4 protein-coding genes are annotated in these 7,035 nt (G+C 57.4%); 1 reads left to right on the top strand and 3 read right to left on the bottom strand.

Annotated features, from left to right (window positions below; genetic code table 11):
* The 3 genes from H6G62_RS25255 to H6G62_RS25245 all read right to left on the bottom strand — a co-directional run.
* A partial coding sequence (locus H6G62_RS25255; RefSeq protein ID WP_190500362.1) for a hypothetical protein occupies positions 1-2,933 on the bottom strand: 2,933 nt, incomplete at its 3' end.
* 71 nt (positions 2,934-3,004) lie between these two features.
* Positions 3,005-3,592 (bottom strand): hypothetical protein, encoded by a 588-nt coding sequence (locus H6G62_RS25250; protein ID WP_190500361.1) that lies wholly within the window; start codon positions 3,590-3,592, stop codon positions 3,005-3,007.
* A gap of 122 nt (positions 3,593-3,714) precedes the next feature.
* Complete coding sequence (locus H6G62_RS25245; RefSeq protein ID WP_190500360.1) at positions 3,715-5,229, bottom strand: hypothetical protein; 1,515 nt, start codon at positions 5,227-5,229, stop codon at positions 3,715-3,717.
* Positions 5,230-5,623: 394 nt separating this feature from the next.
* Between H6G62_RS25245 and H6G62_RS25240 the strand changes: the two genes are divergently transcribed.
* Positions 5,624-6,985, top strand: coding sequence for an AAA family ATPase (locus H6G62_RS25240; RefSeq protein WP_190500359.1), 1,362 nt, complete (start codon positions 5,624-5,626; stop codon positions 6,983-6,985).
* The last annotated feature ends 50 nt before the right edge of the window (positions 6,986-7,035 follow it).

The raw sequence follows: 7,035 nt of genomic DNA, 5'->3' as shown, positions 1-7,035 counted from the left end.
AGCCAATAGGTAGACAAGTCCGTCGGTCGAGGCTTGGCATTATCGCCCGCATTGGCTGAGACAATCCCGGCTGGATAGGCCAGGTGTCGCTCAAAGGAGGCCACCGCTGCACTGGTGATCCGGCCCGTCAGCTTGTAGTTCAGGTTTTGCAGGATTTGGGCCGAGGTCGCACATTCCGCGATGGCATCCGGGTCTTGGGCAATCAGCAGGACACTGATGCCGTCCTTGCGGCCCGTCGCACAGAGGTCGCCCACCATCTGAGCAAATCCATCGCGCTTCAGCAGCACGGATTGTTCATCGCCCACAAACAAACTGCGGGGATGGGCCAGGGCCGTGCGGATGCAGGCGGCATGGGCATTGATGGCCATCAAGTAAGCATCCTGGCCGCTCTCGGCATTGAGGCCAGACAGGGCAAAAAACGTCACGGCAGGGTTGGGGTTAAAGCTGCTGGGCTCACTCAACACCCGACCCACCTCAGAGACGAACAAAGCCTCAAACTGGGTCACGATCTGGTTGAGGGCACGCTTATCCAAATCCTCGAAGCTGACCAGATTCAGCCGTTCTCGGGTGCAGTAGCGCTTAAAGTCCTTCAGAGTCGGGATAGTCTGCCATGCCTCGGATGGCCACCCCGCCGCCATGGCCTGGTTGTAGCGCTCCACGATGTCGGAATCGGCCAAGAACGTCTCTAGGGCCAAGCGCAGCAAGGCTTCCACCCGCTGGGCGAGTTGTGGATCGTCGAGCTTGCCCATCACGATGATGTTCAAAGGCCACAGCACCATCTCCTTCCAGGTCTCTAGCCGTTGCTGACGGGTGGCTTTATCGAAGTGCCGTAGGTCAGGGGGTTCGAGTAGGTTCGAGTGGGAGCGCTTCAGGTCGATGTAGGCTCCGTCTCGGCCCAGTAGGCCAATCAAGGTCTTGAAGGTGCTGTCGCCCCCACTGGACAAGTCCATCCCCACGACCGGAATGTTCTGGGCCAGACTGTCGATTAAGAAGCGGCAGGCCAACACCGATTTACCGCTGCCGCTGGTGCCCGTGATCAGGGCTCGCTTGGCTTGGGTAAACAGGTCAATGTGCAAGGGCTTACCACCCCGAGCCGTCACAAACTCAACACCACGACGGTCTACGTCCTTGGGCACCGTCAACGGCAGCAGGCCCGCCACGGTTTGGGTGGTTGGCGTCAAGCGGCGTTCATCGGACACGAGGCTACCGTCTTGAAGTAGGCGCGAGCAGGTAATCGGCAAGGTCTGAAGCCACAGTTCCCAGGCCACATGGTTTTCACGGATCACCACCGCAGAGTCGAAGGCATTGGCTAACATCTGACAGGCCAGGTCGAGTTCGCGTAGGCTCTTGCGATAGACCAGCATCATCGGCGCACAGTGGACGGCTTTGACGCCCTGGTACAGGTCGAGCTGAGCCTGGAAGCTTTCGTTCTGCTTCACCTCGGCCCCAGCGTCTCGGCCTTGACCCTTTTGCAGCGACCGACTCGACGCACTACGGGCCTGTTTGGCTTGTTTGGCCAAATTGTCCTTAATCAACAGGTCGCTGGCGGGGGTCACTTCGCACCAAAATTCAGTGTCGTAGACAAAGCCCGCACTCGAACATTTCCACATCCAGCGCAACTGCTCTCTCACATTGGCCCAGCCCGCCGGGGGTTCCTCCATCACCATCACACCCACGTAGGGGCGAGCCTTGCCGGGAAGCTTGATGCCATCGGTCATCTCGCCGTGGCTAGGGCAGGCCGAACGGCCCTGAGTCCCCTCAATCAACAACGTAACGGGATGCTTAGGCGTCGAGATGCGCTCGCTCAGGTGGTAGCCCGTATCGGTCTCGCGCAACGACAACACCTGGGGCACGGGCGGAGCGGCGGTGTCATTGAAGCGGTGCCAGAGCCAATCCCATAATTCGTCCGTGCTGCAAGGCTGTAACCATAGGCCCGCTTTCGTCCGCAGCACCGATTCCCAGGGCAGAAAGCCTTGGTTAAAGGCCGCCAACAACAGCCGGGTATAGTACTGCTCTTTGTAGGCCAGGGTGTTGCCCGTGATATTGCCCAACACAGACCCCACCAGGCCCTGCACCGAACTGACGCACTTATCCCACCAGTCTCCCGTGGGCCGCACGTCTCCCGCACTGGCCGTCCAGGTCACAAACACCCGTTGGTCCCAGACCTGGCGCTGGCCGGATTGGGCCAAGTCTCGCACTCGGTTTTGCTCATTGCGCAGCAGCACGGACACCGCTGAATTCGATGCCTGGTTCGCTAAGTTCTCCAACTCCCGCTGGCGGGGATGGTCATCGCTCAATCCGCTCATGCAAAAGGTCAGGCGCTCTCCGGTGGGCAGATATTTGAAGCCTTCTTCTAGCCCAGCGGCGGCATTCATCAACTCCTCTTGGGTCAAGATGTCGTGCCAGCCCTGGAGCGTAAAGCCAAACACAAACTGGTATTGCCGCGCCCCCAGTTCCAGCAGGTAGGCGCTGATGGTGCGTTCGTCTTTATGGATTTCGGCCAAGCAGCACAGGTTGAGATAGTTTTGAAAGGGCATAAAGGTCCATTGGCCTCCGTTGTCTCGCTTGATCTGACGCGGTTTCAATCGAGGTCGAGCGATCTTGTCCTGATACACCTTCTGGGCCTGAGCCGTTCGGTTTCGAGGTAGCACCGCCATGTAGCGTTTGTGGCCATTGCACCAATCTTTACCCGGTGGGTTGCGCCATTGGTTGACGTAGTGATAAGGTCGCTTTCCAGTCAGCAACCACCAACTAACCATCAGCACAAAAGACGTGGTAAAGAAGGTCGGTAATCCTAATCCGAGAAAGCCTTGAATCAGGACGTAGGACACCACCAGGATGCCGACCCAAGGCACGAGTTGATTGGCCGGCACTGGCCCAATCGAGGCTTGTTTGCCCAGAATGGTGTTGTAGCGAATAAACGAATTCGTCATGGTTAGCTCATTATCTTAAGGCTCCAAGACTAGGGAGTACCTAGCCTTAGAACCATGAACGCTTGACCGGGCTAGACCGCATTCCCGATAAAGATGAACGTCACCACGTCGATGGCGATGACGATGGCAAAGGCTAGACCGACTTGGGTGACGATGGGCCGCCAATCATTGCCCTGCTGGGCCTGGTTGTAGGCAAAGAGCGCCGCCGCCGCCACCAATAGCAGGAACACCCCTCGAATCAGGTTAAATACCAGGCCAATCACACTTTCATCCAGGGTTTCTCCGGCACCCCCACTCTGGGCCTGAGCCGCAAGATCCACAAAAAAGGCTTCTAGACCACTCAGAAACAGGGCATGGGCAGGCTGGATGGCGCTAGCCAGGATCGTCGTGGTGCTGATGGCGATGACCACATGCTGAATCTTAATCTTGCTACCAATCCACTTTTCTAAGACTGGCGTCACCTGAAGCATCTGCCAAGCCGCTAAGTAAAATAAACCGCTTAGACCGAGCACCGTAAAGAAGACGGGCTGACGAGCGGCCATATACACCAGACCCGCCCCAATCCCCGCTAAGCTCAGTTGGTCGAAGGTCAAGGCCCTAGTCTTATCAGACCGTCGTTGAATGCGCTGAAGGGAAGCACTCGAAAACTGACCAGTCATCGCTTGATTTCTCCTTAAACAGGTATGGATGAAACAAAAATCTGGCAGGCTGTCCCGTCAAAGGCCGAGAGCGGCTTTGAATGGCTCGATAGTCAACCCACCTTCTGACTCAACGCTGTGGGTCAAGCCTGAATTTGAGACAGCGTTCGTGAGCGCTTTGGCCTGACTCGTTTATCGCCAGATTGACCCAACCGCGATGGAGAGGAGGCCCCGTTCTGTGACCCGTGAGCGGCCCTAGGCCTATCTCGCCCCGCTGAAACGTCCTGGCCAGGGGGGGTGAGGCCAACTTCTTTTTCAAGCACCGTCAGCCGCTCCTCAATGTGGTCTAGCGTCTGATTGATGTTGAACAAATAGGCTTCCAGCGCATCGAGTCGCTGGCTGATGGGTGCCTTCGAGTCCAGCTTGGGCGCACGTAGACGATCTGAACTCGGGCTGGGTTGGCCCAGGGCAGACACCCGGTCATTCAGGTCGTTGACCCCCTCCGTCTGCGTCTCCAGCCTAGCGGTCGCTGCTGCTTCACTCGAAGACTGGCCTGACGGACGTTGTGGCGCAGAAGCCTGCTCTGAGTCGGCTGGGGTTTGACCCTCACGGGTGGCGAACGCATCCTCAACCTTGACGAGTCGTTCCGCCATGTGACGGCCCCGTTCCTCGGTCGATTCAATCGCCTGACCCAAGGCCACCAGTCGCTCCCAGTGACGTGAGTTACGGCTCTGCTGAATCTGCTTAACGACCTCAAGGCCCAGCATCGTCGCCGCCGCCGCCACCGCCACGACCTCACCCGCATCCGCCATCACCGTGACGCCATCGGTATTGCTGCTGGCCAGACCGGACAGCGTACTAGCCGCATCCGACAGCGTAGAATCCAAGGGGTCACGGCCTAGTCTAGACCTCTGGGTCGGGTGTGAACGGGGCGGCTGCACGACATCGGACGGACGTGGCTGAGGGGTCTCTAATCTCGATAAGGGAGGCCCAGTCCTCGCCATAGGGGTGGGTTGTGACGCCTGAGACGGAGGCTCAAACAGATTCTCATCCGCTTCATCGTCACCCCAGTCGAGGGACGATAGCTGAGCAAGGGCGGTGTCCTGTGGTGAATCTACCTCTGAATGATCCGTGGCAAAGGCATTGTCCTGAATGGCGTCGCCGTCATCAGCGCCCCCTGAAACATCCTCTGAAGACTCTTCTAGCCCATCATCGAGCAGGTCATCAAACCCTGCGGTATCGTCTATCATCGTGGATGACGTGGAAGCCCTCGGTTGACGAGACCGAGGTACGCTAGAAGTGAGCGATTTCCCGGATAATGCCTGACGTTCTAGACTAGAGCGACGAGCAACCTCAAGGCCAAACTGTTCACAGATATAATGGCCTGTAATCGATGGCAACTCGCCTTCAGGCTGATTGTGTATCTTCTCAATATGTCGGGCTAAAATGGCACCCGTTGAGGTCTTGTGTGACCCCACCTGACTCAATCTAAAGTTGTGGCCTTCACCCACGATGTCGGCCTGAACACCGTAGTCTTGCCGCAAGAAGTCGGCAAAATCATCGAGCGTCTGAACCGTAACCTGGCCCTCCATCGCACGGTCGTGTAAGTCGTTAATGCTGGCCCAAATGTGGTTAATGACATCGCGATCTGCGCTCACTTCGGGTCGCAGATACTTGCCGACTGAACCTTGATTGGGGTTGGAATGACCTAAAGATTTTCCTAACGCCATTGGTTTTATTGCTTGCTTGGATTCATTGTTGACAACCGACCCTTAGACAACCTCTATCTATCGGTAGAAATGGATGAATTGAGGGGTGACGTCAATCACAAGGAACGTCCTTAGACCCTGTATACAAAAGCCTGAGTCATTCAAGTTAAATTTATGGTTAACAACCGCATTCTTAGACAACCTCTATCTATCGGTAAAAATGGATGAATTGAGAGGTAACGTCAATCCCAAGAAGCAGGCTTAAATCCGGTATACAAAAGCCTGGAATGATTCAATCGTGAGGGCTATCGCCCAAAACATGGATGTTTATCCAGGTTTTGCGATGAATACCGAGACAACCCCAAAAGGCTTCGATTTTCGCGCCGTGGTGCCCCAAAATGAACAACAGGCCGCCTATCTATCCCAGGGTGCCGCGTTGCTACAGGCCCAGCCCGGTACCCCAGATTCCCAACTCCTTGGGATTGGAGCTGCCGGGAGCGGCAAGAGCTACCTCAACATGGCGCTCGTTGCCGCTGCCGTAGACCGGGGCCTGCGGGTCGTCTGTGCCACACCCACCCACAAAGCCCTGACCATCTTGCAGCGCTCGGCTCGGCAGTACGGCATCAGTCACCAGGTCACGTTCTGCACCATCCAAAGCCTGCTGGGGCTGCGGCTGAGTGCTGGCGAGAATGGCAAAGAACTCCAGCCCGTGGATTCGCCGACGATTGGCTGGTATGACCTGATGCTGGCCGATGAAGGCTCCATGATCAACCAAGCCGTGTGGAACTTCATGCGGCCCTACCTAGGCCAGACCCGGTTCTTGGGCACGGGCGACCCGGCTCAGCTCTACCCGGTCGGGGAAGGCCTCAGCCCCTTCTTCAAGTCAGGGATGAACCAGGTCAAGCTGACCCAACCCATCCGCCAAGCCGAAGGCCCGCTGATGGATGTCGTCACGGCGGCCCGTCGAGCCGTCGCGGCTAAAAAACGAAACTATGCCTGGTTCAAGCCTGACCGCAAGGCCATCAACGCCGACGGCACCCCCATGCGCGTCTCCCGCAAAGCCCTGGTTCAAGCGGTTCTCAACCACATCGACTGCATCAAAGACAACCCGGACACCTTCCGCATCGTGGCCTTCCGCAATGCCACGGTCGATCAGTATAACCGGGTCATCCGGCGAGCCGTGCTTGGCCCCGACGCACCGCAGTATGCGCCGGGAGACCGACTCCTGGCCAAAGACCGAGGGGTCAATTCCCCCGACGGTAAGGAAACCCTGGTACATACCGCCATGGAAATGGAGGTCTTAGAAGCTGAAGCAACGCACCTCGATGGCTATGCAGTCTGGAAACTACGGGTCATCGTCGAAGGCGACCGTTCCCCCATCACGATCTACGCCCTCCACCACGATGACCAGGCCCGGTTTGAGCAAGAGTGCCAGGACTTGAAGGCGGCGGCGGTTCGCAATCGGTTCCTGTGGCGGCGCTACTATGAGCATCTTGAGAAATTTCCCAACCTCAAACCCTGCTATGCCCTGACGGTGCATTACAGCCAGGGCGGCACTTATCAGCACTGTGGCGTCGATGGCAAAGACCTCGACGCCTGTCGCCATGCGGGTAATGACTCCCCCTTGAGCCGCGCCCGATTCTACAATCGGCTCTGGTATGTCGGCCTGAGTCGGGCCGCTCAAAACGGGTATTTTGTGCTGTAGGTGCCCCGCTATCGCTGGGAGGGTGAGTATAACTATCCCAGCGAACGATG

Source organism: Phormidium sp. FACHB-1136 (assembly GCF_014697375.1).
Taxonomy (GTDB): domain Bacteria; phylum Cyanobacteriota; class Cyanobacteriia; order Phormidesmidales; family Phormidesmidaceae; genus Nodosilinea.
The sequence above is the reverse complement of the archived record's forward strand: the minus strand, read 5'-3'. Positions and strand labels throughout refer to the sequence as shown.

Excerpts from the sequence above, each read along its gene's own strand:
- H6G62_RS25250 (WP_190500361.1), bottom strand. The coding sequence starts at position 3,592 with ATGACTGGTCAGTTTTCGAGTGCTTCCCTTCAGCGCATTCAACGACGG.
- H6G62_RS25240 (WP_190500359.1), top strand. The coding sequence starts at position 5,624 with ATGAATACCGAGACAACCCCAAAAGGCTTCGATTTTCGCGCCGTGGTG.